22 protein-coding genes and 1 other RNA gene are annotated in these 26,303 nt (G+C 69.9%); 19 read left to right on the top strand and 4 right to left on the bottom strand.

What is annotated here, in order from left to right; translation table 11 throughout:
* The first annotated feature begins 76 nt into the window (after nucleotides 1–76).
* Complete coding sequence (locus ACZ5CR_RS20245) at nucleotides 77–832, top strand: YqeB family protein (RefSeq protein WP_468859301.1); 756 nt, start codon at nucleotides 77–79, stop codon at nucleotides 830–832.
* Nucleotides 833–893: 61 nt separating this feature from the next.
* Here ACZ5CR_RS20245 and ACZ5CR_RS20240 read toward each other — a convergent pair whose 3' ends face one another.
* Nucleotides 894–1,298 carry a hypothetical protein gene (locus ACZ5CR_RS20240; RefSeq protein ID WP_468859589.1) on the bottom strand — a complete coding sequence of 135 codons (405 nt, stop codon included), beginning with the start codon at nucleotides 1,296–1,298 and terminating at the stop codon, nucleotides 894–896.
* A gap of 485 nt (nucleotides 1,299–1,783) precedes the next feature.
* Here ACZ5CR_RS20240 and ACZ5CR_RS20235 point away from each other — a divergent pair, with 485 nt between their 5' ends.
* The 15 genes from ACZ5CR_RS20235 to ACZ5CR_RS20165 all read left to right on the top strand — a co-directional run bounded on the left by ACZ5CR_RS20235 (nucleotide 1,784) and on the right by ACZ5CR_RS20165 (nucleotide 20,590).
* Complete coding sequence (locus ACZ5CR_RS20235) at nucleotides 1,784–2,464, top strand: FadR/GntR family transcriptional regulator (RefSeq protein WP_468859587.1); 681 nt, start codon at nucleotides 1,784–1,786, stop codon at nucleotides 2,462–2,464.
* Nucleotides 2,461–3,909: an amino acid permease gene (locus tag ACZ5CR_RS20230; protein ID WP_468859300.1), complete on the top strand. Its 1,449-nt coding sequence runs from the start codon at nucleotides 2,461–2,463 to the stop codon at nucleotides 3,907–3,909. Before ACZ5CR_RS20235 ends, ACZ5CR_RS20230 begins: the two co-directional genes overlap by 4 nt.
* Nucleotides 3,906–4,946, top strand: a complete 1,041-nt coding sequence (locus ACZ5CR_RS20225; protein WP_468859298.1) for an asparaginase — start codon at nucleotides 3,906–3,908, stop codon at nucleotides 4,944–4,946. Before ACZ5CR_RS20230 ends, ACZ5CR_RS20225 begins: the two co-directional genes overlap by 4 nt.
* A gap of 75 nt (nucleotides 4,947–5,021) precedes the next feature.
* A complete protein-coding gene (gene aspA / locus ACZ5CR_RS20220) occupies nucleotides 5,022–6,419 on the top strand; it encodes an aspartate ammonia-lyase (protein ID WP_468859297.1) in 1,398 nt (465 codons plus the stop codon).
* A gap of 42 nt (nucleotides 6,420–6,461) precedes the next feature.
* Nucleotides 6,462–7,397 (top strand): glutaminase, encoded by a 936-nt coding sequence (locus tag ACZ5CR_RS20215; protein ID WP_468859295.1) that lies wholly within the window; start codon nucleotides 6,462–6,464, stop codon nucleotides 7,395–7,397.
* 219 nt (nucleotides 7,398–7,616) lie between these two features.
* Complete coding sequence (locus ACZ5CR_RS20210) at nucleotides 7,617–7,946, top strand: hypothetical protein (RefSeq protein ID WP_453526625.1); 330 nt, start codon at nucleotides 7,617–7,619, stop codon at nucleotides 7,944–7,946.
* A gap of 69 nt (nucleotides 7,947–8,015) precedes the next feature.
* On the top strand, nucleotides 8,016–8,327 hold the full coding sequence (locus tag ACZ5CR_RS20205; RefSeq protein WP_190084597.1) for a pore-forming ESAT-6 family protein: 312 nt from the start codon (nucleotides 8,016–8,018) through the stop codon (nucleotides 8,325–8,327).
* 53 nt (nucleotides 8,328–8,380) lie between these two features.
* Nucleotides 8,381–8,773, top strand: coding sequence for a DUF6507 family protein (locus ACZ5CR_RS20200; protein ID WP_468859293.1), 393 nt, complete (start codon nucleotides 8,381–8,383; stop codon nucleotides 8,771–8,773).
* Entirely contained in the window at nucleotides 8,770–11,370 is a 2,601-nt protein-coding gene (locus ACZ5CR_RS20195; protein ID WP_468859291.1) for a hypothetical protein, read from the top strand. The genes ACZ5CR_RS20200 and ACZ5CR_RS20195 overlap by 4 nt, the downstream gene beginning before the upstream one ends.
* Entirely contained in the window at nucleotides 11,367–12,239 is an 873-nt protein-coding gene (locus ACZ5CR_RS20190) for an immunity 49 family protein (RefSeq protein ID WP_468859289.1), read from the top strand. Before ACZ5CR_RS20195 ends, ACZ5CR_RS20190 begins: the two co-directional genes overlap by 4 nt.
* A gap of 144 nt (nucleotides 12,240–12,383) precedes the next feature.
* A complete protein-coding gene (locus tag ACZ5CR_RS20185) occupies nucleotides 12,384–12,674 on the top strand; it encodes a hypothetical protein (RefSeq protein ID WP_468859288.1) in 291 nt (96 codons plus the stop codon).
* A gap of 31 nt (nucleotides 12,675–12,705) precedes the next feature.
* Nucleotides 12,706–14,070, top strand: coding sequence for a type VII secretion integral membrane protein EccD (gene eccD, locus ACZ5CR_RS20180; protein WP_468859286.1), 1,365 nt, complete (start codon nucleotides 12,706–12,708; stop codon nucleotides 14,068–14,070).
* Nucleotides 14,071–14,079: 9 nt separating this feature from the next.
* A complete protein-coding gene (locus ACZ5CR_RS20175) occupies nucleotides 14,080–15,189 on the top strand; it encodes a type VII secretion protein (RefSeq protein ID WP_468859284.1) in 1,110 nt (369 codons plus the stop codon).
* Nucleotides 15,186–19,178 carry a type VII secretion protein EccCa gene (eccCa, locus tag ACZ5CR_RS20170; protein ID WP_468859282.1) on the top strand — a complete coding sequence of 1,331 codons (3,993 nt, stop codon included), beginning with the start codon at nucleotides 15,186–15,188 and terminating at the stop codon, nucleotides 19,176–19,178. Before ACZ5CR_RS20175 ends, eccCa begins: the two co-directional genes overlap by 4 nt.
* A complete protein-coding gene (locus ACZ5CR_RS20165) occupies nucleotides 19,175–20,590 on the top strand; it encodes a DUF6177 family protein (RefSeq protein ID WP_468859280.1) in 1,416 nt (471 codons plus the stop codon). The genes eccCa and ACZ5CR_RS20165 overlap by 4 nt, the downstream gene beginning before the upstream one ends.
* A 91-nt stretch (nucleotides 20,591–20,681) precedes the next feature.
* Here the strand turns inward: ACZ5CR_RS20165 and rnpB are convergent.
* Together rnpB and ACZ5CR_RS20155 are read right to left on the bottom strand one after the other, a co-directional pair.
* Nucleotides 20,682–21,091: RNase P RNA component class A (rnpB, locus tag ACZ5CR_RS20160), an RNA gene on the bottom strand.
* Nucleotides 21,092–21,148: 57 nt separating this feature from the next.
* Nucleotides 21,149–21,727 carry a Uma2 family endonuclease gene (locus ACZ5CR_RS20155; RefSeq protein WP_468859278.1) on the bottom strand — a complete coding sequence of 193 codons (579 nt, stop codon included), beginning with the start codon at nucleotides 21,725–21,727 and terminating at the stop codon, nucleotides 21,149–21,151.
* Between the two features lie 206 nt (nucleotides 21,728–21,933).
* Here ACZ5CR_RS20155 and ACZ5CR_RS20150 point away from each other — a divergent pair, with 206 nt between their 5' ends.
* Both ACZ5CR_RS20150 and ACZ5CR_RS20145 read left to right on the top strand, forming a co-directional pair.
* The gene (locus tag ACZ5CR_RS20150; protein WP_468859586.1) at nucleotides 21,934–22,749 is read left to right on the top strand and encodes a MerR family transcriptional regulator; all 816 of its coding nucleotides are present in this window, start codon (nucleotides 21,934–21,936) and stop codon (nucleotides 22,747–22,749) included.
* A gap of 20 nt (nucleotides 22,750–22,769) precedes the next feature.
* Nucleotides 22,770–23,624 (top strand): hypothetical protein, encoded by an 855-nt coding sequence (locus tag ACZ5CR_RS20145; protein ID WP_468859276.1) that lies wholly within the window; start codon nucleotides 22,770–22,772, stop codon nucleotides 23,622–23,624.
* Here ACZ5CR_RS20145 and ACZ5CR_RS20140 read toward each other — a convergent pair.
* Nucleotides 23,575–25,017, bottom strand: a complete 1,443-nt coding sequence (locus ACZ5CR_RS20140) for an RNB domain-containing ribonuclease (protein WP_468859274.1) — start codon at nucleotides 25,015–25,017, stop codon at nucleotides 23,575–23,577. The two genes, ACZ5CR_RS20145 and ACZ5CR_RS20140, sit on opposite strands and share 50 nt — an antisense overlap.
* A gap of 377 nt (nucleotides 25,018–25,394) precedes the next feature.
* Between ACZ5CR_RS20140 and yaaA the strand changes: the two genes are divergently transcribed.
* Complete coding sequence (gene yaaA, locus ACZ5CR_RS20135) at nucleotides 25,395–26,195, top strand: peroxide stress protein YaaA (protein ID WP_468859273.1); 801 nt, start codon at nucleotides 25,395–25,397, stop codon at nucleotides 26,193–26,195.
* Nucleotides 26,196–26,303 lie beyond the last annotated feature (108 nt).

The following is a 26,303-nucleotide window of genomic DNA, read 5'->3' as shown; positions in this document are numbered from 1 at the left end:
CGGCATCGACCGAAGTCTGCCGTCCATCGACTTTCGGCCGCTCCCCCGCGGCCCCCGCCCGCCTAGCGTCGATGGCATGACCAGCGAAGAGACCCTCGGCCCCGTCTCGCTCCGCAAGGGCCGGACGACGGTGCTCGGATACCCGCGCGCGGACCTGCTGACCCTGCTCATCGGCATGCCGGTCATCGGCCTGCTGATCGGCCTCGCCCTGCCGCCGCTCGCCCGGTGGCTGACTGGCCTGCCGGTGCTGCCCTGGCGGGACGGCATCACGTTCGTCGGGTCGCTGGACAAGCCGTGGCAGACCGGTGTCGTGGTGGGCGTCGCTCTGGTGGCCGGGGCGGTCCTGGCCTTCGCGGACATCGACGAGGCGTTGAAGCTGAAGCTCACCGACGGGGAGCTGGAGACCGAGAAGGACAGCGTGACGCGGACGGTCCGACGCGAGTGCGTCTCGGCGGTGTTCCTGGACGGCAAGAACCTGGTGGTCCTGGACGAGACGTCACGCGAGGTGACGCGCGGCGAGCACAAGGCATCGGCGGCGACCCTGGCCGAGGCGTTCCGTGCGCACGGCTACCCGTGGCGGGACACCGACCCGTACGCGTCCCTCTTCCGCCGCTGGATCCCCGGCGCTCCCGGCCTGCCCGCCGAGGCGCACGCGGTCCTCGCGGCACGGAAGGTGGCGTTGAAGAGCGATGACGATGACGGGGAGGACGTCCGGGAGCTCGGCGGGGCGCTGCAGGATCTGGGGTACGTCGTACGGGACGAGGGCAAGAACCAGTACTGGCGCCCGCTGGCGGCGGAGACGGGCGAGAGGGGCGGCGCCGCCCAGGACTGAGCGCCGCCGCCCCTCGAAGAACTCGCCGGTCACCGCCAGGAGCCGACGCCAGGAGCCGACGTCAGAAGACGAACGGTCCGGGCGCCTGCGCCGACGTGGCGTTGCAGGTCACGCTGATCCCGAGGACCACGACGTTCAGCGACTTGCCCTCCAGGCTGTCGCCGGTGGCGACGGTCCCGTCGAGCGGCCCTGTGGAGACCTCGCCGCCCGCGGGAATGGCCGGGTTGGAGTTGCCGGTGAAGGTCGCCGTGCCCGAGCCGTTCTTGGTGAGCGTGAGCGTCGAGGCGACCGAGCCCGCGCCGATGTCGATGGGTGCGCTGATCGCCGACGTGGAGACGCTGATGGTCGCGGCGGTCCCGTCCTGGGTGGCCTTGAGCGTCGCCGAACCCGAGCCCCAGGAACCGCAGTCGAACGAGATGGTCGCGGTGTCCGGGGTCACCGCGGTGGCGGCGGGCGCCATCACCATCGCGCCCAGGGCGACCAGGCCGACGCCCAACGCCGACCCGGCACCGAGTCTGCCGAAACCGGGCCTGCCGAAGCCGAATCTGCCGAAGTCGGGCCTGCCGAAGCCGTATCTGCCCGGTCTGCCGATCGAGTAACTGCCATGCCTCATGTGGTCCTGCCTTCAAGTGGGGGGAATGCGGGGGGGCGGCACCGGGAAACGGCCAGCCGAACTGACGGCCAGTCAGCATCCCGGACCGCTGCTCATTGAGGCATGGGCCCCTTGAGGTGACAAGGCACACCTCCATGATTCTTGACATGCAACGGCCAATTCCAGCCGCTCCCGGCCCAGCTCCTTACCCAAGGCCGTAGAGCCCCCACCCCCGAGGCCCCCACCCGTCTCTCCCTCCCCCCGACCCTTGACAGCCCCTCCCGTCCCCCCGCAGGATCACCCCCGTGAACCTGTCAGACAGCCAGACAGGTGACCCGGTACCCCGGCGCGTCAGCGCCATGGAAGCGGTGCTCGGTCATCTGCGCGGCGCCATCGAGCGCGGCGACTACGCCATAGGCGACAAGCTTCCCTCCGAGGCGGAGCTCTGCCGTCGCCTGGAGGTCAGCAGGCCCGTCCTTCGGGAAGCACTGCGGGCCCTGCAGACCATGGGCCTCACCGTCTCCCGGACCGGCAAGGGCACCTTCGTCCTGTCGAACGGGACCGTCGAGGACCCCACCTTCGGCGACTACGCGGCCAGCGACCTCCTGGAGGTCCGGCGGCACGTCGAGATCCCCATGACGGGCTACGCGGCAGCGCGCCGTACACCCGAGGACCTCGACCACCTCGCCCACCTCCTGGAGCGGATGGAGCACGAGACCGACACCACCGCATGGGTGGCCATGGACACGCTCTTCCACCTCGCCGTCGCGCAGGCCGCCCAGAACCCGGTCTTCCGCCGCGTGATCGAGGAGATCCGGGACGCGCTGGCCCGCCAGTCCGCGTTCCTCAACGAACTCGGCGACCGCCGCGAGCAGTCCAACCGCGAGCACCGCGCGATCGTCGAGGCGCTCGTCGACGGCAGCTCGCACGACGCGACCGAGGCCATGGCGCATCACCTCGACCGCGTCGAGACGACCCTCACCGCGATCGTGCGCCCCGAGCGCACGGACGCCCCACCGGAAGGCGGACACCAGGCGTGAGCGAACAGTCCCTCGGAGAATCGTCGCGAATACGGAAACCCGCAGGTCACGTCGATGCCGGGGACGCGGGGTACAGCAAGTCCCTGAAGTCCCGGCACGTCAACATGATCGCCGTCGGCGGCGCGATCGGCACGGGACTCTTCCTCGGGGCCGGCGGCCGCCTCGCCGAGGCCGGTCCCTCGCTGTTCCTCGCGTACGCCGTCTGCGGCGCCTTCGCCTTCCTGGTCGTGCGGGCGCTCGGCGAACTCGTCCTGTACCGGCCCTCGTCCGGCGCCTTCGTCTCGTACGCCAGGGAGTTCCTCGGCGAGAAGGGCGCGTACACGGCGGGCTGGATGTACTTCCTGAACTGGGCGACCACCGGGATCGCCGATATCACCGCGGTCGCCACCTACACCCACTACTGGGGCATGTTCTCCGACATCCCGCAGTGGGTGATCGCCCTCATCGCGCTCGCCGTCGTCCTCACGGTCAACCTCATCTCCGTGAAGATCTTCGGGGAGCTGGAGTTCTGGTTCGCGATCGTCAAGGTCAGCGCCCTGGTGATCTTCATGCTGATCGGGATCTTCCTGCTCGTCACGCAGAACCCCGTGGACGGCCACACCCCGGGCCCGTCCCTGATCTCCGACAACGGCGGCATCTTCCCGAGCGGCCTGCTGCCGATGCTCCTGATCATCCAGGGCGTCGTCTTCGCCTACGCCTCCGTCGAGCTGGTCGGCGTCGCGGCGGGCGAGACCGAGAACCCCGAGAAGATCATGCCGAAGGCCATCAACTCCATCATGTGGCGCGTCGGTCTCTTCTACGTCGGCTCCGTGCTGCTGCTCTCCATGCTGCTGCCCTGGAACAAGTACACCTCCGGCGAGAGCCCCTTCGTCACCGTGCTCTCCAACATCGGCATCCCGGCGGCCGGCGGCGTGATGAACCTCGTGGTGCTCACCGCGGCCATGTCGTCGCTGAACTCCGGCCTCTACTCCACCGGCCGCATCCTGCGCTCCATGGCGATGTCCGGCTCCGCGCCCCGGTTCACCGGGGTCATGAGCCGCAGCCAGGTCCCGTACGGCGGAATCCTGCTGACCAGCGGCATCTGTGTGCTCGGCGTCGGACTCAACTTCGTGGTCCCCGCCGACGCGTTCGAGATCGTCCTGAACTTCGCGGCCCTCGGCATCCTCGCCACCTGGGGCATGATCATGCTCTGCCATCTGCAGTTCTGGCGGAAGACGGAGGAGGGCGCCATCGAGCGCCCGGACTACCGCCTGCCCGGCTCGCCCTGGACCCAGCTCGTCACCCTCTTCTTCCTCGCCTCCGTGCTGGTCCTGATGTACGCCGACGGGGGCGCCGGACGCACGACCGTGCTGTGCCTGCCGCTGATCGCGGCGGCACTGGTGGCCGGGTGGTACTGCGTACGCGGCCGGGTGTCGGCCATACGGAAGTCCGGAGCGGACGCATGAGCACCCTCAACACGACTCCTGCGTACGGGAGTTCACTCGCCGAGGCGCCCGTGGTGCGGGAACCTCTGCACGCGCCCGTCGCCCGTCTCGTACGCGGCGGCGTCATCGAGGGCATCCACTACGGATCGGTGGTCGTGCTGGCCGCCGACGGGAGCGTGGAGCTGCAGCTCGGTGACATCGAGGCGGCGTTCTACCCGCGCTCGGCGATCAAGCCGGTGCAGGCCGTGGCGCTGCTGCGGGCCGGGCTCCCGCTCGACGGCGAACTGCTCGCGCTGACCGCGGCGAGCCACTCCGGCGAGGAGCGGCATCTCGCCGGTGCCCGGCAGATCCTGGAGCTGGCCGGGCTCGTCGAGGACGATCTGCGCAATGTGGCGGACCTGCCCTTCGACCCGGTCGTACGGGAGGACTGGATCCGCGCCGGACGGCTGCCGTCACGGCTCGCGCAGAACTGCTCGGGCAAGCATGCGGCGATGCTGTACACGGCGCGGTTGAACGGCTGGTCGCTCGACGACTGCCTCGATCCCGCCCATCCGCTCCAGCAGGCGATCGCCGGGACCGTCGAGGAACTCACCGGGCAGGCCCTCGCCCATGTGACGGTCGACGGCTGCGGCGCGCCCCTGTTCTCCATCTCCCTGCACGGCCTCGCACGCGCCGCGGCCCGGATCACCACGGCGCCGCCCGGCACCCCCGAGGCGCGGGTGGCCGACGCGATGCGCGAACACGCCGAGATGGCCTCGGGCTCAGGCCGCGACGTCGCCGCCCTGATGCGGGCCGTGCCGGGGCTGCTCGCCAAGGACGGCTTCGAAGGGGTACAGGTCGCGGCGCTGCCGGACGGCCGGGCCATCGCCGTGAAGATCTCCGACGGATCGGACCGGGCGCGCCTGCCGGTCACCGCGGCGGCGCTCGCGCGCTGCGGGGTCGATCCGGCCGCGCTCGCGGGGCTCGGCGATGCGCCGCTGCTCGGGGGCGGGGCGGTGGTCGGCTCCATCCGTCCGGCGCGTGCGCTGGAGCCGGTGGCGTCGGCGTCGTACACCTGACGCACCACCCGCCCCCTGCGCCCCCTGCTCGCCCACTCCCCCGCTCCCCCCACCCCAGAAGGAAGACGCACCACCATGACCGTCCGCAGCGAGCACGACCTGCTCGGCCACCGTGACATCCCCGCCGAGGCGTACTGGGGTGTCCACTCCCTGCGCGCCAAGGAGAACTTCCCCATCACGGGGACCCCGATCTCCACCTACCCGCACCTCATCAAGGCGCTGGCCGCGGTCAAGGAGGCCGCCGCGCTCGCCAACGAGGAGCTCGGCCTCCTTGAGCCCCGTAAGGCGGCGGCCATCGTGGAGGCCTGCCGGGAGATCCGCGACGGCAAGCTGCACGACCAGTTCGTCGTGGACGTCATCCAGGGCGGTGCCGGCACCTCGACGAACATGAACGCCAACGAGGTCGTCGCCAACCGCGCCCTTGAGCTGCTCGGCCACGCCAAGGGCGCCTACGAGTTCCTGCACCCGAACGAGGACGTCAACCTCGGGCAGTCGACGAACGACGTCTACCCGACGGCCGTCAAGGTCGGCACGGTCTTCGCGGTGCGCGAGCTCCTGCAGGCGATGGCCGTGCTGCAGGACGCCTTCGCGGCCAAGGCCGTCGAGTTCCGCGACGTCCTGAAGATGGGGCGCACGCAGTTGCAGGACGCCGTGCCGATGACGCTCGGGCAGGAGTTCTCCGCGTACGCGGTGATGCTCGACGAGGACCGCAGTCGGCTCGCCGAAGCCGTCGAGCTGATCCACGAGATCAACCTGGGCGCGACAGCGATCGGCACCGGGCTCAACGCGCCCACGGGCTACGCCGAGTCGGCGCGCCGCCACCTCTCGGACATCACAGGACTCCCGCTGGTGACGGCGGCGAACCTCGTCGAGGCGACCCAGGACTGCGGGGCGTTCGTCCAGATGTCCGGGGTCCTGAAGCGGATCGCGGTGAAGCTCTCCAAGAGCTGCAACGACCTGCGCCTCCTGTCGTCCGGGCCGCGTGCGGGCCTGAACGAGATCAACCTGCCGCCGGTGCAGGCCGGTTCGAGCATCATGCCGGGCAAGGTGAACCCGGTGATCCCCGAGGTGGTCAACCAGGTCGCCTTCGAGGTGATCGGCAACGACGTCACGATCACCATGGCGGCGGAGGCGGGCCAGCTGCAGCTCAACGCGTTCGAGCCGATCATCCTGCACTCCTTGTCCGAGAGCCTCACGCATCTGCGCGCCGCCTGCCTGACGCTCGCCGAGCGGTGCGTCGCCGGGATCACCGCCAACACGGACTCGCTCCGCGCGGCGGTGGAGAACTCCATCGGCCTCGTCACCGCGCTCAACCCCCACATCGGGTACGAGGCGGCCACCGCCATCGCCAAGGAGGCACTCGCCACGGGACGCGGCGTGGCGGAACTCGTCCTGGACAAGGGCCTGTTGCCCGCGGAACGCCTGGCGGAGCTGCTCCGCCCCGAGGTCCTGGCCGGCTCGCGGCGCGCCTGAGCCCTCGCGCCGCCCGAACGCCCCGGCCCACGACAGTCCAGAATGGCGATCATGACGACGTCGTCCCTGACCTTCCAGCCGGTCCTGGACCGCATCGCGGCCGAGATCGAGTTGACGCCGGAACGCGGCAGGCCCGCCGACTACATCCCGGCGCTCGCCGCGTGCGACCCGCGCCGGTTCGGCATGGCCGTCGCCGAGCCGGACGGCACGGTGTACGGGGTGGGCGACTGGCGGCAGCCGTTCTCCGCGCAGTCCATCACCAAGGTCTTCACTCTCGCGCTCGACCTGGCGGGCGAGGGTGACGCCCTGTGGGAACACGTGGGCCGCGAGCCCTCCGGCAACCCCTTCAACTCGCTCGTGCAGTTGGAGTACGAGAACGGCATCCCCCGCAATCCCTTCATCAACGCGGGCGCGCTCGTCGTCACCGACCGCCTACAGACCCAGACCGGGGACGCGGCGAACACCCTCCTCGACTTCCTGCGCGCGGAGAGCGGCAACGACAAGCTCGCCATCAACGAAGCCGTCGCCGCGTCCGAATCAGCCCACGGGGACCGCAACGCCGCGCTCGGCCACTTCATGGCGGCCTACGGGAACATCGACAACCCGGTCCCGACCCTGCTCAACCAGTACTTCCGCCAGTGCTCGGTCGAGGCGTCCTGCGCCGACCTGGCCCTGGCCACCGGCTTCCTGGCCCGCCACGGCATCCGCACCGACGGCACCCGCCTGCTGAGCAACAGCCAGTCCAAACAGGTCAACGCGATCATGCTGACCTGCGGGACGTACGACGCGGCGGGCGAATTCGCCTACCGCGTGGGCCTACCGGGCAAGAGCGGCGTAGGCGGCGGCATCATCGCCGTCGTCCCCGGCCACTGCACGCTCTGCGTCTGGAGCCCGGGCCTGGACGAACGGGGCAACTCGGTTTCGGGGGTGGCGGCGCTGGACCGGTTCACTACGTTGACGGGGCTTTCGGTGTTCTGAGGGGTCTGAGGCGGCCCGTCGGTGTTCTGGGGCGGCCCAGGTCGCGGCATACGCCATGGCGCGGATCACGCTGTCCCGTCCCCAAATGCGTCGCGCCCACAGCCTCTTATGGGACAGGATGTTCGATAGAATACGGGGCGTGAGTGGTGCGTGTGCATGCCGTGACGGCAGAACCACCCACGACGCACCACACAATCGGGGATACACGGGGGTGGACTCATGAAGTTCGACATGGGAGACACGACTCTCGCGGTGCTGGGGAAGAACACCGTGGGGTCCAGCGACGATCTCGGGACGCTGATCAACCTGCTGGTCCAGGCGGCCGAGCCGCTGGAAGGCAAGTTCAACGGCGCGGGCAAGGCGACCTTCGACTCATTCAAGCTGCGGGCGGACGAGATCACTTCGGACCTGAACGGGGCCCTGTCCTCGATCCTGGGCGGACAGGCGGGCATGGACACCGCGTTCGGCTCCGGTGACCAGGAACAGTCCGACAACGCCCACCAGAACATGGGCGCGGCCAACTTCGACGGCGCCCGCTTCTCCGCCTGAGTCCGCCGAGTCAGCCTGCTCGCACGCCCAAACACTTCGCACACATTCGCACACAGGGGGAACTTCGCCATGGCTGGAACCCAGGACCGCCGTTCCTACGACACCGGCGCCTCGGCCGACGTACAGGGCGGCCTGCAGATCATCATCGGTCAGCTGGAGCGGGTGCTCGGCGACCGTGACCGCGCGGTGAAGGCCGCGATGGCCGACTACCAGGCCGACGGCGTCTCAGACGACTACCACGGCAAGGAAGTGCGCTGGAACAAGGCGGCCAACGAGGTACGGGAGATCATCCGCCTCGTGCGCACCACGCTGGAACAGAACGACGGCACCGCACAGTCGACGCTCGCGCGGGCACGCGCCGCCGTCGACAACATCGGCTGACCGACAGCACAAAGCAGCCGGGCTGAATTACGGGGATCAGTAGGGGGTTTGGCATGCCTGCGTGGGACATTTCACCGTCCGGGGTGGATTCGGTGACGTCGTTGGTGGGGCTCGCGATGGACGACGTGGCCAAGAACGTCAAGGCGTACGGGACCGACGCCGAAAGTGCGGCCACTTCGGCCGGCACCATCAGCTCGGGGTACTGCGGGGACGCGCCCGTCGGTCCGATCGGAATGGCTCTGGCGCTGTTCGTGGACAAGAGCGCGGGCGATGCGCTCTTCCCCGGCGCTCGGGCCGCGAAGTCGGTGAACGGAGCGATCGAGGCGACCAATCACTACGTGGCCGGAGACCTGGAGCAAGCCGCGACCGCACAGCGCAATGCGGAGAAGGCCCCGGACATGGAGGCCATTCTCGCAGCTGCCCGTAAGAAGGGCGCCGACAAGTGACGGTGATCGAGCCGGGAGGTATACCGCAGTTCACCGGTAACTTCGAGCAGCTGGACAAGGACGTCTCCGCGCTGCGCAGCGATGCCATCGGGATCCGCAACGGCGGGGCCGATGTGCACTCCCGGTTCCAGATGCTGGGGGCGTACTACACCGCGCCGGAGGCGGACGATCTGTTCGCCAGCACTCGTCCGGTGATGGACAGGGCCGACACCTTCGCCGCGGATCTGGAGACGGTGGCCGACGCTCTGGACACCTTCTCCGGCGAGGCGCGACCGCTGGCCGAGCGCCTGGAGACACTGAAGGCCGATGCGGTGACGTTCCGCGCCAGCATCGAGGGCGACGACGACTGGTCGTACGACGACAAGAAGATCGCCCGTAACAACGAACTGACGGACAGCGTTGTCGCCACCAAGACCGCCTTCGAGGACGCCGAGCGTCGGGCCGCGACCAAGATCTCGGCGATTGTGGGCGGCCCGAAGTTCATTGAGGACGACGGCAGTCACAAGGCGACGAAGAAGACCGTGATGTACGGCTATGACGCCGAGGTCCTCAAACACACCAAGGACACGCCCTGGGGCAGCCGGATGAGCGAATCCATCCACGCGTGGGAGATTCACCGGCACATCAAGCACTACGTCTGGGACGGCTTCATCGTCGACGGTGCCGGAGGCACCCTCGAGGGCCTGGGCCACCTGTTCGGCATCGGGGGCTCGGCCAAGGAGGCCTGGAGCGGTCTCGGCGATGTCCTCGGCGGTATCGGTCAGTACACCCTGACTCCCTACGACTGGGTCCTGGACCACACGATCGGCCCGGACGAAGAGAGCGCTGACGAGAAGCGGCAGAAGACGGCCGCACGTGAGTTCGCCAAGAGCATCGTCGCCTGGGATCAATGGGAAGAGCACCCGGTCCAGGCCGCAGGCACCGCCACCTTCAACATCCTCACGCTGGGCGTCGGACCCCTGGGGGCCGTTGCCAAGGGCGGCAAGGCCGGGGCAGCCTCCAAGGCCGCCGGCGTCGCAGCGAAGATCGGCACCTACGCCGACCCGCTCTCCGCCGGGCTCACGGTGGGCGGCAAGGCCTTCAGCAAGCTGCCCAGCGTCGCCGAACTCACCGGCCGCGTCCGTACCGGCACGGACGCGGCGCCCGAACTGCAGCGCGTACACACCGACCTCGAGTTCGACGGGTCCAGGGTCCGCGTCGAGGACGGCAAGTTCATCCGCGTCGACGCGGAGGGCAACCCCATCAGGGACACCGCCCCGAACGAGCTGTCCGCCGCCGACCGGACACGTCCAGAGCCAGCACCCTCCCAGCGCGAGCCTGCGCTGGTCGGCGCCGGAGATCGGGCGCCCGAAACCAGTACCCACACGGGCGAAAACCTTCCGCCGCAGGCCAGCCACGAGCCCCCGGCCGGCAGAGGCGAGGCAGGTTCCCCACGAGGCAACGGGCACAACGAGGTTGGAGGGTCGGCCGGGGCCCGGAGCGGCGACGGGCACGGGCCGAGCAGCTCCACGGGCCACGACGCACCCGGTGGTCCGGGGCGCGGCTCCGTGCCGCACTCCGGTGCGGCGGGCGGCGACGGCCTGGACAATCTGGATTCAGCGGGCGACAACGCAGCCGGCAACAGCCCGGCCGGACCTGACGGCGACGTCCCGAGGCAACCCAGCCAGGCCGAACGCCCCAGTTTCATGCGGGAGGGCCCCAACCCTTACGGGCCTCGAAGATCCCTCACTCGGGAGCAGATCGAGGAAATCCAGGTCTACCGGGCCAACCACGAACCGGGATACTTCGAAAAGTACTACAAGGGCGGCGAACACCTCGGCAACCGAAAGGGCCTGGAACTCACGGACGAGAGCGGGTTCACTCCGCCTCAGCTGACCCGGCTTTCGGATGATGGCCCATTGATCCGCTCCAAGGACGTACCAGATCCCCCCAAACCCTATTACCTCGACCCCGATTACATCTCAGATGGCCCAGAAACCGTCACGAGCAAGCCCAGGCTCAATATTCTCGACGGAGCTGCTGGGGCTCGCCATCACGCCATCCAGTGGGACAACCTCGCGGAAAAGTGGAAGGAAGAGACCGGAAAGGCCCACGAGGCAAACGGCACAGTCGAGTCAGAAGCGCTCTGGGGGGAAGCCAAGGGGGCGTACAAGGAATCTCATACTCAGATGAGGGACTTGGCCGAGCAATTTGGTGAGCAGGCCGCCCGGCATCACTTTATCGCCGAGCGTTATCCGGACTTCGAAGAGCAGGCTCTCCTCGGGCCGAAGAATGGCAATGATCAGTTTGATCAGGTGTGGGTACACGAGGATGGTCGAGTAGTTGTCGTCGAGGCCAAGAGTAATACTGGTACGCAACTTGGCCACCGCGATCTCCCGGACAACGGAGGAAGGGTTTCTCAGGGGAGCAGGGAATACTTCTTCGACATCTTCCGACTCATGAAGAAACGCGGGGAAGTCGAGGTCGTGGCCGCCATCGAAAAAGCCATAGCCGCCGAGAAGCTAGAATATGTCGTCGTCAAGGGGGAGAAGAACGCAGGGACGTACACTGGCCTCCAATATCGGTACTTCGATATCAGCAAGGGAACCCTTCCGTGACCGAACACATGGCCCGGCATGACCTGTCGGCAGGACCTGACGCCGAGCAGTTGGCGGAGCGCCTCAGCGCACACTTGGTGAACGGCATCGATCACCTTGCGGACTCCGCCGGTTCCGCGAGCTTGATCGACTCACATTTCGACACCGGGCTTCTGGTGTTGCGCGCTCGCTGTGTCGTCGATCCCCGAGCGGCGGCGTTGGAGACATGGGAGGCCACGGTCAATGCGATGCAACTGGGATCAGCCCTGTTCGCCGTGACGGCGCCGGGCGAGGGCTCCGTCGAGTGCCGCATCAATCGGAAGATGCGGACGCTTCCAGCCGTGGGCCTGCTGCCAACTGCTGATGCGGGAAACTGGCTGACGGCGTTCTGGCTGGCCGTCATCTGCCGTGATCAGCCGCGAATGACGCAGCTGTGCGAGATCCCCTTGGAGCGGTTGCGTGCACCCGAGGGAAAGTATGACGAGTACATCTATCACTGGGTAGACACCTTGCAGACGTACTGGCTGCGTCGGCCTGGGTTGGTGGAGAAGCTCACCGCTACGTTCCAGGCATCGGATCCCGCCGTCGCGCGAATCGCCCCGCGGGACCTCCTGGATGGCCTGCTCTACCCACCGATCAACCTCTTCTACCACTTCGTACGCAAGAATGAGGAGGGATTCAGTCCCGCCCTACTGGAAGCCTTGAAACTGCACAAGACTTACTGGACGCTGAACGAGGATCGGGAAGCGGACATTGATGGAAGCGTCGCCTTGGGGCCACTGGCTATCGCTTGCCTCGCCTACGATGGGGAAATTCCGATTGACGTCGAGTCGGAGTACTTGCCGAAGCATCTACTGCAGCGCGGCTGGTTGGGCGAGTTCCCCACGTGACGCCGGTTGACCGTAAGCGTCTTCGTCATGGATTCCCCGCTGACAGAGCCGCAGTTGAGCTCAGTTCGGCGGGCCAAAAAGGACTTGGCCAAGATGCCCACAGCGCACGCGCACTGCCAACTCGAGAAATAGAAGTGGAAGACTGTGGCAGCCCAGGACTACGACAGTCAGTTGCTGGAGTCGGTGTCGGTTCGACGCCGACGGCTGCGTGATGCGTTGTTGTTCGGTGCGCAGCGGCAACGGCGCACGGTGGATGAGCGGTTGGGAAAGGTATTCGCCGGGGTGGTGATCGCGGCGGTGTTGTGTGCCGGGTGTGTGGGGTGGTCGTTCATTTCGAATCGGCTCATCGGGAAGAGCCCCTACAGCTCCTCCGTGCCTTCGTCCTCCCCGTCCACGCCGTCCCCCTCTCCCTCCATCACCCCTTCTTCTCGATGATAGGTTCGAACGCGTGATATCTGCGGGGCCGTTGAGCCGCACGAGCGGTACGAGTCGTACGGCCTTGAGCCGGGTCACTCTGGTGGGAGAGCAGCGGCGGGTCGATCTCGTACTTCCCTCCCAGGAGCCTGTCGGGCTGTTGCTTCCGGAAGTGTTGCGGTTGCTCGACGATCAGGCCGGGGTACGGCCTATGTTGCGCCACCTCGTCACCGCAGACGGTTCGGCGCTGGCGCACGACAGCACCCTGGAGACGGCCGGTGTCGCCGACGGTGCCGTGCTGCGGCTGGTGCGCGTAGAGGATGCGCCGTCCGCGCCCGTGGTGCATGACGTCACCGATGAAGCCGCCGATGATCTGGATGTGCGGGCCTGGCGGTGGCGGCCCGCGGCTCGGCGGATCGTCGCCGGGTTGGCCACCGTGTTCTGGGTGGTCGTGGCGGGGGTACTGGCCGCCGGTGAGCTCGAGTTGGCGGCGGCGGGCAACGCGCTGGTGGCCGTCGCCGTGGTGACAGGCCTTGCCGGGGTTCTGCTGGGGTGGCGCAAGCAACCGGGACTTGCCACCACGTTGATCGTGTCCGCGGGTGCCCTGGGGGTGCTCGGCGCGTGGACGTTGGGCGATGCGCATGCCTGGGGAAGCCCGGTGCTGCTGGCGGGCGTCGTCCTCAACGTCGTACTCGTGCTGTTGCTTCTGGGGTGGTTCTCGCCAATGGGGCGAGGTGCCCTGATCGGGGCCGCGGCCGCTCTGGGGTGTCTGGTTCTGTGGGAAGCGGCCTTCGCGCTGCAGGACGGTGCTCGGACCGAGGTCGAGCAGGCCCGCATGGGTGCGTTGCTCGCTGTCGTGTCGGTCGTGGTGCTCGGTGTGCTGCCGCGGGTTGCCTTGATGGCGTCGGGGTTGTCGGGGCTCGATGACCGGCGTACCGGCGGGACTTCGGTGAGCCGCTATCAGGTGGGTACGGCGCTGACCGCCACGCATCGTGGACTGGCCCTTGCCACCCTCGTGTTGGCCTTCTCTGCCGCGGCGGCCGGGGTGATGGTGTTGCGTGCGCCCTCGGTATGGACCGTCCTGGTGGCCGCCGTCACCGCCGTGGTGCTTGGGTTGCGGGCGCGTGCCTATCCGCTCATCGCGGAGGTGGTCGGGCTGTTCGCCGCCGCGGCCGTCGTCATGGTGGGTCTTGTCCGGGTGTGGTTGGAGCGGTCGGCCGCCGGGGGGCCGCTGGCTCTGCTGGTCGTACTGGCTCTGGTTCCTCTGGTGGTGCTCGCGGTGCAGCCCGCCGAGCATGTGCGGGTGCGGCTTCGCCGCGCCGGTGACGTGCTGGAGTCGGTGGGAGTCATTGCCCTGTTGCCGCTGGTCATCGGGGTGTTCGGTGTGTACGGGCGACTGCTCGACACCTTCGCTTAGGGGTGCGGCATGGCTCAGCAGGACAGTGATTGGCAGCGTGACGTACTGCGGGAGTTGGGGGCCGCTCCAGCAGAGCCCGCTGCCGCGCCGCCTCCGGCGACCTCGGAGTCGGCGCAGGAGCAACCGCGAACCACAGCTCCAGCGCCCCGTCCGGCGGCAGCCGCCCGACCCGCACCCCGCGACCCTCGCCTCCCCCTGCCCACCCCCGAGTCCGTCCCCACCGTCGATCCGCGCCTGGCCCGTGCCCTGGGCAGCCCACAACACGGAGACTCCGCCGTACGGCGGACGGGGCGTTCGCTGCGCAAGCTGACCGCCTCGGCCGGGCAGGAGGTCGCCGAGCAGACCCGCCTCGCTCGCGAGATACAGCAGCCAGTCACCACCGGGCGGGTCATCGCGGTCACTTCCATCCGCGGCGGCGTCGGCAAGTCCACCGTCTCCGCCCTCCTCGCCCGGACCTTCAATCACTACCGGCACGATCCCGTCCTGGCCCTGGAGGCCGATGCCGCACTCGGCACACTGCCGGTGCGCCTGGGTGCGGAGTCGGTGCGCTGGTCCTGCGCCGATCTGGCCCGGATCCTCAGCCCGGAGATGCAACTCACCGACGTCACCGGCTATCTGGTGCCAGTGACCGATGGCGGATGGTTGCTGCCCGCCGGCCAGGGCCGGGTCGGAGCCCCGCTCGACGTACCGACTTACCGCACCGTGACCCTCGCGCTGCGCCGCTACTTCGCGGTGACGGTGGCCGACTGCGAGTCGCTGCCCGGCGAGGTGGCGCGTACCGCGATGGACACCGCCCATGCCCGTATCGTCGTCGCTCCGATGACCGCCGAGGGCGTGAATGGCACCCGCATGGTCCTGGACTGGCTGGCCCAGCTGCCGCACTCCGCGCTGGCCACCACCGTCGTGGCGCTGAGCGCCAACTCTCCTGATACGACACTCGACTTGAAGACGGCTGCCGCGCATCTGCGGGAGTCGGGGGCTGCCGTGGTGCCGCTCCCCTATGACCGTCATCTGGCCCAAGGAGGCCCCATCCACACCGGCATGCTCAGCCAGAGCTCCCGCGAGGCCGCCGTCCAACTGGCCGCCGAGGCGATGGGGCGGGCGGTGCGGGTGCGATGACCAGGCACCTCATACACCGCCCGGCCCGCTCCACCCGGCCCCTGGCGGCAGCCCCCGAGCGCACCATCGAACCGCCCCCGAACCTGCCCGAGGGCAAGATGGGCAACGCGGCCACCGCACTGCTTCCGATGGCCGGCGTCATGGGCTCGGTCGTCATGATGACCGTCATCCGCAACAGCCAGTTCGCCGCCATCGGCGCGATCGTCCTGGTCTTCGCGCTCCTTGGCGCGGTGGCCCTGTTCCTGTCCCAGCGCGGCAAGGCCCAACGCACCCGGCGCACGCAGCGCGAGCGCTATCTGGAGTACGTGGAGGAGCAACGCGACGAACTCGGCTTGGCCGAGCGCGAGTTGCGGCGTCAGGCGCGGATCCTCAATCCGCCGCCGTCCGCGCTGTACGACCTCGTGCGTGACCCCGCGCGGCTGTGGGAGCGGCGGCGGCTCGACGCGGATTTCCTGCGGGTGCGGCTCGGCACGGGCGACGTACCCGTGCAGGGTCTTGCGATCGGTCAGAACCAGGGCAGTGGCGTGCTGACCCCGCCCGACCCGTTCATGCTGAACGAGGCGCGGGCGCTGCAGCACCGGTTCACCACCGCGAGCGACTTCCCGCTGATGGCGCCGCTGGACCGGGCGGGCAATGTCAGCATCATCGGCGAGCGGGACGGTGTGTTGCGTATCGCCCGTGCCTTGCTGATCCAGACTGCGGTGACGCACGCCCCCGACGATGTCGCCCTCGCGCTGGGGGTGCCCGGCGGGCGCCTGGAGGAGTGGGAGTGGGCGAAGTGGCTGCCCCACGTCCTCGATGCGCAGCAGGACGACGGTCCGGTCGCCGCCCGGCGCATCGCGCCGAGCCTCGATCAGCTCGCCCGGCAGTGCGCCCCGGATCTGCGGCGCCGCTCCTCCTATGCCGCCGAAGTGCGCCGCGGCCTGTCCGACCGCAACGCACTGCGGATGAACGACCGGCTGATCGTCGTCAGTGACTGCCACGGGAGTACGGCCGGCGAACTCCCCCGCCCTGACACCGCTGTTGACCTGCCGGGGATGGGTGTGACCGTGCTGCACCTGCTGGAGCAGCAGGTGCACGAGCCGGACCAGGTGTCCGTGCGGATCACGGTCGACGGCGATCAGGTGAGTGTCGAAGACCTACGTGTCCCCGACGCGCTGCCCGGGCAGGGCACCGCGGATGAGGTGAGCCTCGCGGGTGCCGAGGGGCTGGCCCGCATGCTCGCCCCGCTGCGCCTGTCCGCCGAATCCGCGGCCGAGGGCACTCCCATATCCGGTCCCGTCGACTTCCCCACCCTCCTGGGCATCGAGGACCCCGCTGCCCTCGACCTCGGCAGGCTGTGGGCGCCGCGCGGCGAACGTGACTTCCTGCGCGTTCCCATCGGTCTTAACGACCGCCACGAACCCGTCTTGTTGGACCTCAAGGAGTCCTCCGAGCTGGGCATGGGCCCGCACGGCCTGTGCGTCGGCGCGACCGGCTCCGGCAAGAGCGAACTCCTGCGCACCCTGGTCCTGGCACTGGCCGCCACCCACTCCCCTGAAGACCTCGCGCTCGTCCTGGTCGACTACAAGGGCGGCGCCACCTTCGCCCCCTTCACCGAACTGCCGCACGTCGCCGGCGTCATCACCAATCTGGAGAACCAGGCCGGACTCGTCGAACGCGTCCACACCAGCCTGGCCGGTGAGGTCAAGCGCCGCCAGCAGGTCCTCAAGGACGCCGGGAACGTCGCGGACATCGGCCACTACGCCGCACTGCGCGAGAAGCAGCCCGAGCTGGAGGCCCTGCCGCACCTGTTCGTCGTCATCGACGAATTCGGTGAGCTCCTCACCGCCAAGCCGGACTTCATCGACCTGTTCCTGTCCATCGGCCGCATCGGCCGTTCCATCGGCGTGCACCTGCTGCTCTCCAGTCAGCGCATCGAGGGCGGCAAGCTCAAGGGCCTGGAGACCTACCTCTCCTACCGTCTTGGCCTGCGCACCTTCTCCGCCGACGAGTCACGCACCGTCCTGGACACGGTGGACGCCTTCCACCTCCCGCCGCTGCCCGGCTTCGGCTACCTCAAGGTCGACACCTCCACCTACGAACGCTTCAAGGCGGGCTACGTCTCCGGCGCCCACCGCGGCCCGGCCCTGCGCGAGCAGACGGACGCCGAACCCCTCGCCTGGCCCTACCCCACCTTCAACACGGGTCAGGATCCCGCCACCGGCGCGCCCGAAGAACCCGCGATGCGGGAGCGGGAGACCGGCCCGACCGTCCTGACGGCCATGGTCGACCAGCTGTGCACCGCAGCCCCTCCCGTCCGGCGCATCTGGCTGCCGCCGCTGCCCGATGCGACCTCGCTCGACGCCGCCGCCGGACCCGTGCAGGCCTCGGAGCGCGGCCTGCACCTGGCCACCACCACCGATGCCATGCAGATACCTCTGGGCATCCTCGACGACCCGGCCAAGCAGTGGCAAAAACCCTGGATCCTCGACTTGACCGTCGCCGGCGGACACGCCGCCGTCATCGGCGGCCCGCAGTCCGGCAAGACCACCCTGCTGCGCACCCTCGCCCTCTCCCTGGCTCTGACCCACACCCCGGCCCAGGTCGCCGTGTACGGCCTGGACCTGGTCGGCGGCGGCTTGACCGCACTGTCCGGCCTGCCGCACGTGGGAGGCATCGCGGGACGCGCCGACCACGAACGCGCGGCCCGTACCGTCGCCGAAGTCCGCGCCCAACTCGCCCTGCGCGAGGAACTCTTCCGCGAGCACGGCATCGACTCCGTCGACCAGCTCCGCCACCTGCGCACCCAAGGCAAGCTGACCAAACTGGGCTCCACCGACATCGTGCTCCTCATCGACGGATTCGGCGCCCTGCGCGACGAGTTCGCCGAACTCGACGACACCGTCGCCGACCTCCTCAAACGCGGCAGCGGCTACGGCATCCACATCGTCGCCGGGATGCTGCGCTGGAACGACGTACGCATCGCCACCCAGTCCATGTTCGGCACCCGCGTCGAACTGCGCCTGAACGACCCCTCCGACTCCAGCGTCGACCGCAAGCTCTCCGAGACACTGAGCGCAGACACCCCGGGCCGGATCCTGACCGACGCCAAACTCTTCGCCCACACCGCCCTGCCCCGCATCGACGGCCAACCCACCACCAGCGACCTGGGCCCCGCCCTGGAACGCGCCGGACGCACGCTGCGCGCCAGCTGGCACGGAGAACTCGCCGCCCCCGTAAGGGTGTTGCCCACTGCCCTGCCCGCCACCAAACTGCCCTCACCGGCCGCCGAGCCATCGCGCATCCCGCTCGGCGTCGATCAGGACGCCCTCGCCCCGGCCTTCCTGGACCTGACCGGACAGGACCAGCACCTGCTGATCCTCGGCGACAACGAGTGCGGCAAGACCAACCTGCTCAAGCTCATCGCCGGTCAGCTCATCGACCGCCACAGCGACGAGGAACTGGTCTTCGGCGTCTTCGACCCGCGCCGCGGCCTGCGCGGCACCGTCCCCGAGCCCTACCGCGGCGGCTACGCCCACAACGCCAAACTCGCCACCGCCCTGGCCACGGGTATCGCGGGCGAACTGGAGAAGCGCCTGCCGGAGACCGCCGACCCGGACGCGATCACCGACGCCCCGGCCTTCACCGGCCCGCGCATCGTGATCCTCGTCGACGACTACGACATCCTCACCACCGCAGGCCAACAACCCCTGGCCGCCTTCCTGCCCTACATCTCCTCCGCCCAGGACATCGGCCTGCACTTCATCGTGAGTCGCCGCGTCGCCGGCTCCTCCCGCGCCCTGTACGAGCCCTTCCTCACCACCCTGCGCGAAACCGGCACCACCGCACTGCTCATGACCGGCGACCGAACCGAAGGCCAGCTTTTCCCCGGCCTCTACGCCTCCGCCCAGCCGCCGGGCCGCGGCACCCTGGTCCGCCGGGGCCGCCGCCACCAGCTCATTCAGACCGCCCTTGCCCCGCTATCGGAAGAGACCCCGTCCTCGTGACCAAGGACGTCATCGCCCTCACTCCCAAGATGCCCGACATCAACACCCTGCTCGCCGGGCTCTTCGCAGGCGGCCCCGACCTGGGCGTCAGCTCCCTGGCCGAGGGAGCCGTCGTCCAGCTCTGCGCCCCGGGCGGCCGCCCCCTGGTCTCCGTAGAAGCACCCCTGCTCATCCAGGTCCCCGGCGAGGCACAACGTCTGCTCGGCCCCGAGGTCACCACCCCCGAGGGGCCCTACTGGTGGACCGAAGCGCGCGCCTCCACCGCCGTCGAGGAGGGCGAACGCCTCGCCGGATCCTTCGCCGGACGCCTGGCCGCCGTGCTGGACGGAACGGTCTGGCCACCGGAAGCCGCCCACACCGACGTCGTCCCGCTCACCTCCGAGGACGTCACCGCGACCCCGGCCCCCGCCACCGCCTCACCGGCCGTCGACGTCCTCACCGACAAGGCCGCGGTCGTCATCCAGGACCGCCCGGTCGTTGCGATGACCAGCTGGCTCGCCGACGCCCTGCGCGGGGCGACCGCGGACGATCGTGCCCTGCAAATCGTCACCCCGGCACACACCCGTCTGACCCTCCCCACCCGCACGGCCCTACACGGCCACCCCAACCGGTGGGTCGTCCAAGACCCCTCCTGCGGCTACTACGACGGCCTGTCCGGCGTCGAACTGCACTGGCAGGATGGTCACTTCACGCCTGTACGCCACCAGGACGGCCAACCGGCCCTCGCGAAGGCCTTCACCGGCGGCAACGACCCCGATCCCGGCGAACGCCAGCTGATCCTCTCCGTCCGCACCCAGCATCCCGCCGACGAAGACCTCACCCTCGGCGGCGCACTCGAAGCCACGTGGCACCACCTCACCGGCGCACCGCCCGTCGGCTGGAGCACCGCGGAGCCGATCAACCTCCCCTGGTCCACACGCCAGCTGACCGACCTGGCCCGCCACCGCGCTCCCCGCCCCACCTGGCTCATCGCCGTAGGCGACCCCGACCGCCCCGCGATCGCCACCGTCCACATCACCCGCACCACGGCCGGAGTCGAAGAGGACATCACTCTCACCCTCGGCTACAGCACCGGCGAGGCTCCGCCCCTGGACGCCATCGAGCCCCTCACTGCGGCCCTGGCCGCCGAGCACGGCCTGACCACCATGCTCACCTCACTTCGCACCGCCCCCCGCGACCTGACCGTCGCACCGCACTTCCAGATCCCGCCCAACCCGGTCTCCTTTACACTCGGCCCCGCCGCCGTAAAGGAGATCGGGCTCCCCCGCGCGCAGCGACCGCCCCTCGACGTCGCCCCCACCCGGCTCGGCCCCGCGACCGCGCCCACCCTGCACTACCCGCTCGGCGACGGTTCGGACCCCGGAGCCTGGACCACACTCCAACGGCTCGAGCAGCACCTGAATCCGGCGTGAAGGACACTCCCTGCCCGAAAACTCCGGTAATCCACTACAAAAAGTATGGCCCCGACTAAGGAAAAACCCCTGGTCAGGGCCGAAAAAGCGGCAGACGAGTCGGGCTGTACGCCGGGTTCTGTCGCCCGGTCGCCTCGCGGCGGCCGGGGAGACGGCCATCCATCTAGGGCCCGCATTGCTACGGGCCTCCTGCGGTCTACCCGCGGACTCGGGCGGGCAGCCCTCAATCATCCGCGCAGGGTCCTGTTTCCAGGGCCCCTCTTGACCTTGCTCCAGGTGGGGTTTACCTAGCCGCCTGAGTCACCTCAGGCGCTGGTGGTCTCTTACACCACCGTTTCACCCTTACCGGAAACCGAAGTCTCCGGCGGTCTGTTTTCTGTGGCACTGTCCCGCGGGTCACCCCGGGTGGCCGTTAGCCACCACCTTGCCCTGTGGAGCCCGGACGTTCCTCGGGAAGAGCCCCTGGTGAGGGGAGCTTCACGCGGCCGTCCGCCCGGCTCGTCTGCCGTATCGACCATGCTACCCGGCATGAGCCAGGGCTCAGGCCCGCTGCCGCCCTCAGACGAACTCCGCGGTCTCCAGCTCGAAGCCGAACGGTTCCGGGAGGGCCACTGCCTTGCCGAAGGGGAGCGTGCAGTGCTGGCGGTAGTCGTCCCCCTCCGGGTCGCTGAACAGCGTCACCGAGGAGCCCTCGCGGTCGATGAGCAGGTAGAGGGGGATGCCGCCGCGGGCGTAGCAGTGGCGCTTGGCCTCGCGGTCCATCTGCGGCCTGGCGTCCGTCACCTCGGCCGCCATGGCGACGCCGTTGCATGGCATCCAGGGGTCGGCGCCGCGGAAGAGCCGTAGCTCCGTGGGGGCGAACGTGCCGTCCGGGATGGCGTGGTTCTCCGGACCGGCGCCCCCGCCCATCAGCTTCAGGCCCTTGTTCCCCGAAAAGCACATATCGGTCCTGGAACGCCTGTAGATCTGGCTCACGACCAGCCCGAGCAAATCCTCGTGGTCGCCGTCCGGCGGTGGCGTAACGACAATCTCCCCCTCGATCAGCTGCGCCCGGAATCCCTCAGGGATGCCCAGGTCCAAGAAGCCCTGCAACAGGATCTCTGGCCCTGTGACCGCCTCGTGTGCCAGATCGGCCATGTCACGCTCCCTCCTCCGTGGCTCGACAGCCTCCGGCCAGAGTGGGACACCGCTTGATGCGTCGCCCGGAGATCCGAAGCTTTTCCCTCGATAGAGGACGAGGTCTCCGGGCGGGCGTCAGGCTTCGCCCGCCCGGCGGGTCCCGGCCCGACGCCGCTCCTTGACCTTGCCGCAGCGTCAACGTTTCTACTGGCCCCATGAACGGGATGCGGATCGGAGAGCTCGCCGGCATCGTCGGCGTCACCACGCGGGCCATCAGGCACTATCACCACCTCGGGCTGCTCCCCGAGCCCGAGCGGCGGGCCAACGGCTACCGGGAGTACGGGCTGCGGCACGCCGTCGCGCTCGCCCGGATCCGGCGGCTCACCGAGCTGGGGCTCGGCCTGGCCGAGGTGCGGGACGTGCTCGCGGACGACGCGGGGCGCGAGCTCGCCGAGGTCCTCGCCGAACTGGACGCCGACCTCGCCCGGCAGGAGGCCGCGATCCGCGAGCGGCGGGAGCGGCTGCGGGTCCTGCTGGACGGCGCGGAGCGCGGGGTGCTGTCCACCGAAGGGCCCGTCTCCCCCGAACTGAGCGAGTTCTTCGCCGAGATGGCCCGCACCGGCGTCGGCCGCGAGCGGCCCGAGTCCGCGATGGCCGCGAAGGACCGGGAGCTGCTCGCCCTGATCGACACGACCGCGCCCCCAGCGGACCGGGACAGGCTCCTCGCCGCGATGCGCCCCGCGCTGGCCACACCGGAGGCGGTGGAGCGCGCGCACGAGGTGTACGCGCTGCTCGACGCGCTCGCGGACACCAACGTCGCCGATCCGGCGGTCGACGAAGCGGCCCGGGCGCTCGCCGACGCGCTGCCCGAATCGCTCCTGGAGGAGCTGGGAGCCGAGGGCGCGCGAGCCGTGGCCGACGGGCTCGGCAGGGGTGGCGGCGACCGCTTCCTCGAAGCCTTCTTCGCCGACTTCGCTCCCGCCCAGGCGGAGGCCGTACGCCGTGGGATGCGGCTGCTCATGGAGCGGGGCGCGCGGTGAGGCGTGGAGCGGGGTGCGCGGTGAGGGGCCTGGTGCGCGGCCATCGGCTGGCGAAGGTCGTGCGCGGCCTCGCCTGGGTGGTCGTACCCGTCGAACTCGTCCTCGTCGTCTGCCTGCTGGCCGGCGCCCCGCTCCCCACCGGCGTACTCCTCGGCGTGGAGGCCTTCGCCGTGGCGCTGCTCGTCGTGGAGGGCGTGGGGCTCGCGGTCCTGTACCGGCGGGGCGGGCGCGCGGCGGTCCGGGAGGTCGTGCCGGGGCCGGTGCGCGGGATCCTCGGGCACGAGCTGCGGGTGTTCGGCAGTCTCGGGCTGTGGGTGGCCCGGCGGCGGCACGGTGTGCGCCAGGGGGATCTGGCGTTCGGGCACGCCCGTGATCAGGCCGCGATGCTCTACGGCCTCGTCCTCGTCTGCGTCGTGGAGACCATCGGGATGGCCGTACTGCTGCGGAGCTGGCCCGTGGCCCACGCGGTGGTGCTCGTCGTGGACGTCTACACCGTGGTTCTGATGCTCGGCGTGCACGCGGCCTCCGTGACGCGGCCGCACGTGCTGTCCGCCGACGCGCTCCGCGTACGCCACGGCGCCCATCGTGACCTGCGGATACCGCTGGAGCGGATCGCCTCCGTGAGCGGTGAGCGGCGCTTCACGCACGAGGCGGCTTACGGGGTGCTCAACATTCCCGTCGCCGCGCAGACCTCCCTCACGCTGGAGCTGACGGAGCCCGTCACTGCGGTGGGATTCCTCGGCGGGCGGCAGCCGGTGACGACGGTACGGCTGCACTCCGACGACCCGGCGAAGCTGCGGGCCGCGCTCAAAGGGGCCCTGGAGCTCACGCAGGCGCGAACCGCACCTTCGCCGCCCCGGGGTCGGCCTGCGTGAGCCGCACCCGCAGCCGCTCCCCCAGCGGAAGCCCGCCCGTGCCGCCCTCGATCCGGGCGACGATCGCGGGGTCGGTCAACTGGACGGTACCGACGGACGGTTCACGCTCCTGTACGTCCACCACCACCCCGTCGAAGAGCTCGCCGACCCGGCCCTTGAGCAGGGCGGCCTCCACGAGGTCCACGCACTCCCGCTCCACGGTGTTGCCGCGCCGCGTCCCGTCCGCCATCTCCTTGGGCAGGTCGGGCAGCGCGGCGAGCACCCACTCCGGCGGCTCGTCCCCGGCGGCGGCCGCCAGGCACAGTTCGGCGGCGTAACGGTCGACGAGGCGGCGGAGCGGGGCCGTGCAGTGGGCGTAGGGGGCGGCGACGGCGGCGTGCGTGGTGAGGTCGGGGACGTCGCCGCCGCTGAACACGGTGTAGCCCGCGCCGCGCAGGAGCGTCGTGCACTCCTGGAGGAACGCGGCGTGGTGGGGCTCGTGCGGGTCGAGGGAGCGGACGAGCTCTGCGTACGGGACGTGGTGCGGCCAGTCGACCTGGAGGGCCTTCGCGGTACGTCGCAGGCGGCCGACGGCGCCGTCGGGGGCGGTGGGCAGCGTGCGCAGGACTCCGGCGCCCGACTGGATCATCAGCTCCGCGGCCGCCATGCCGGTGAGGAGGGAGATCTGGGCATTCCATCCGTCGACGGGGAGCGTGGCGCGGAAGTCGAGTTCGTACACCCCGTTCCGCTCGACGATCTCCTGTTCGGGCACGTTGAGGGAGATGCCTCCCCGCTCGACCTCCAGCCGCTCGCGGAGCCGCCCGATGTCGCCGAGCAGCGCGAGTGCCTCCTCGGCGGTGCCGTCGTCGATGGTCCGCTGCACACCGTCGTAGTCGAGCTTGGCGCGGCTGCGTACGAGGGCGCGGCGCACGTCGGTGGAGACGGCGGCCCCGTCCGCGTCGAGATCGATCGTCCAGAGCGCCGCCGGGCAGTCCTGGCCCGGCAGCAGACTGGCCGCGCCCTCGCTCAGTGAGGTGGGGTGCAGCGGCACCTTCTCGTCGGGGAAGTAGAGGGTGGTGACGCGCCGGTGGGCCTCCGCGTCGAGCGGCGCGCCCGGTGTGACGTACGCGGCGACGTCGGCGATGGCGTACCGCACCCGGAAGCCGCCGCCCTGCCGCCGGGACAGGTGCATCGCCTGGTCCAGGTCGACGGAGGTGGGCGGGTCGATGGTGAAGAGGGGGATGTCGGTCGCGTCGTGTGCGGGCAGGCGCGGGTCGGCGAGGGCCCGCTCGGCGTCGGCGATGACGTCCGCGGGGAACTCGCCGGGAACATCCAACTTCGTACGCAGCTCACACAGCGCGCCCCGCAACGGAGCTTCGGCTGCGCCGGTCACGCGGAGATGGCGACGGGGCATGGGTCGAGCGTAGGCGGGGTGGGGCGGAGCGGCACGGTGGGAGGCGGGGCAGGGCGGCACGGTGGGGGGTGGGGCGCGCCTCCGCGGTCCCGGTCACTTCGCTGTCGTGGGGCGCCTCGTTGTTCCGGGGCGGGGCCGCACCGGTATGTCGTCCTCGCCGTCCGGCTGCGGGCGCGGCGTCACTTCGGCGCCGGAATCCTGCGAGCCGGGCTCCGGGCGAACGTACCGGCACGTCCCGTCCCCTCACGTACGTCGCGCGGCTGCGGGAGCGTGGGTGGCTGCCGGGGACGCGAGGCCTGTGCGCGGGCACGGGGTGCCGGGACGATTACCCTGGCGCAGGGCCGCACCCCCACCCCGTTGCCCTCCGAAGGAGACCCATGCTCGTCCTGCTGCCGCCCTCCGAAGGCAAGGCGCCCTCCGGCCGCGGTGCCCCCCTGAAGCCGGAGTCGCTCTCCCTGCCGGCGCTCGCGGACGCGAGGCAGGCCGTTCTCGACGAGCTGGTCGACCTCTGCGTGGCGGACGAGGAGAAGGCCCGTGTCGTACTCGGGCTCAGCGAGGGCCTGCGTGGCGAGGTCGCGAAGAACACCGAGCTCCGCACGGCGGGCGCGCGCCCCGCGGGGGAGATCTACACCGGCGTTCTGTACGACGCCCTCGACCTCGCCACCCTGGACGCCGCCGCCAAGCGCCGCGCGGCCCGCTCGCTCCTCGTCTTCTCCGGCCTCTGGGGCGCCGTCGGCGTCACCGACCGCATCCCCTCCTACCGCTGCTCGATGGGCGTGAAGCTGCCGGGACTCGGCGCACTGGGCTCCTACTGGCGTACGCCGATGGCCTCGGCGATGCCCGACGCGGCGGGCGACGGTCTCGTACTGGACCTGCGTTCATCGGCGTACACGGCCGCGTGGAAGCCGAAGGGCGAGGTCGCGGACCGGACGGCGACGGTGCGGGTGCTGCACGCGCAGATGGTCGACGGCGTCGAGAAGCGCTCCGTCGTCTCGCACTTCAACAAGGCGACGAAGGGGCGGATCGTCCGCTCCCTCCTGGAGACCGGCACCCAGCCGAAGGACCCGGCCGAACTGGTCGAGGCGCTGCGGGACCTCGGGCACGTGGTGGAGGGCGAGGCACCCGCCAAGGCGGGCAAAGCGTGGGCGCTGGACGTGGTGGTCCGGGAGATCCACTGACCTTCTCGATCTTCGGACTTCGAGCTCCGGGCATCGAGCCACCAGCCACCAGCCACCAGCCACCAGCCACGATTGCAGCATGCGCAACGCCCTTTGCGCATGCTGCAT

The sequence above is a fragment of the Streptomyces sp. NPDC031274 genome (assembly GCF_055570235.1).
The sequence above is the reverse complement of the archived record's forward strand: the minus strand, read 5'-3'. Positions and strand labels throughout refer to the sequence as shown.

Coding starts and splice junctions, on each gene's coding strand:
- ACZ5CR_RS20155 (WP_468859278.1), bottom strand. CDS start 21,727: ATGGCCGATCTGGCACACGAGGCGGTCACAGGGCCAGAGATCCTGTTG.
- ACZ5CR_RS20150 (WP_468859586.1), top strand. CDS start 21,934: ATGCGGATCGGAGAGCTCGCCGGCATCGTCGGCGTCACCACGCGGGCC.
- ACZ5CR_RS20175 (WP_468859284.1), top strand. CDS start 14,080: ATGGCTCAGCAGGACAGTGATTGGCAGCGTGACGTACTGCGGGAGTTG.
- eccCa (WP_468859282.1), top strand. CDS start 15,186: ATGACCAGGCACCTCATACACCGCCCGGCCCGCTCCACCCGGCCCCTG.
- ACZ5CR_RS20240 (WP_468859589.1), bottom strand. CDS start 1,298: ATGGTGATGGCGCCCGCCGCCACCGCGGTGACCCCGGACACCGCGACC.
- ACZ5CR_RS20245 (WP_468859301.1), top strand. CDS start 77: ATGACCAGCGAAGAGACCCTCGGCCCCGTCTCGCTCCGCAAGGGCCGG.
- ACZ5CR_RS20225 (WP_468859298.1), top strand. CDS start 3,906: ATGAGCACCCTCAACACGACTCCTGCGTACGGGAGTTCACTCGCCGAG.
- yaaA (WP_468859273.1), top strand. CDS start 25,395: ATGCTCGTCCTGCTGCCGCCCTCCGAAGGCAAGGCGCCCTCCGGCCGC.
- ACZ5CR_RS20200 (WP_468859293.1), top strand. CDS start 8,381: ATGCCTGCGTGGGACATTTCACCGTCCGGGGTGGATTCGGTGACGTCG.
- ACZ5CR_RS20140 (WP_468859274.1), bottom strand. CDS start 25,017: ATGCCCCGTCGCCATCTCCGCGTGACCGGCGCAGCCGAAGCTCCGTTG.
- aspA (WP_468859297.1), top strand. CDS start 5,022: ATGACCGTCCGCAGCGAGCACGACCTGCTCGGCCACCGTGACATCCCC.
- ACZ5CR_RS20205 (WP_190084597.1), top strand. CDS start 8,016: ATGGCTGGAACCCAGGACCGCCGTTCCTACGACACCGGCGCCTCGGCC.
- ACZ5CR_RS20210 (WP_453526625.1), top strand. CDS start 7,617: ATGAAGTTCGACATGGGAGACACGACTCTCGCGGTGCTGGGGAAGAAC.
- ACZ5CR_RS20215 (WP_468859295.1), top strand. CDS start 6,462: ATGGCGATCATGACGACGTCGTCCCTGACCTTCCAGCCGGTCCTGGAC.
- ACZ5CR_RS20235 (WP_468859587.1), top strand. CDS start 1,784: ATGGAAGCGGTGCTCGGTCATCTGCGCGGCGCCATCGAGCGCGGCGAC.